This window comes from Streptomyces sp. URMC 124 (assembly GCF_051386455.1).
Classification (GTDB): Bacteria; Actinomycetota; Actinomycetes; order Streptomycetales; family Streptomycetaceae; genus Streptomyces.
In genome coordinates this window covers 1-263 of the sequence record NZ_JBPQTS010000508.1, presented here as the reverse complement: position 1 = coordinate 263, position 263 = coordinate 1, and the positions used below count along the sequence as shown (strand labels likewise).

Annotated in this window: 1 protein-coding gene; it reads right to left on the bottom strand. The window is 55.1% G+C overall.

Annotated elements, in window-relative coordinates:
• Positions 1 to 68: 68 nt before the first annotated feature.
• The coding region (locus ACSNOG_RS33505; RefSeq protein WP_436756437.1) for a hypothetical protein at positions 69 to 263 on the bottom strand (195 nt) is incomplete at its 5' end.

Genomic DNA, 263 nt, shown 5'->3' with positions numbered 1-263 from the left:
ATCCATCACCCATCGTTATTCGTGCTTTCGCAAGCCGATTCAACCTTTACATCCACCAACGCTAGGCTCTACCTCTTGCCCATTGTCTGCATACCGCCGATCAGGATGACGGCGCCCGTAAGAAATATCGGGATCAGGTTGTGGCCTTGCGGCAGCCAGTAGGCGAGCAGCAAGCCGACACGCGCGTCCTGCGTCAGCATTTCCCCTGCGGTAAAAGCCAATATCCCTGCCCCGATATACAGCAGGAGCGGAAACTTATGAAG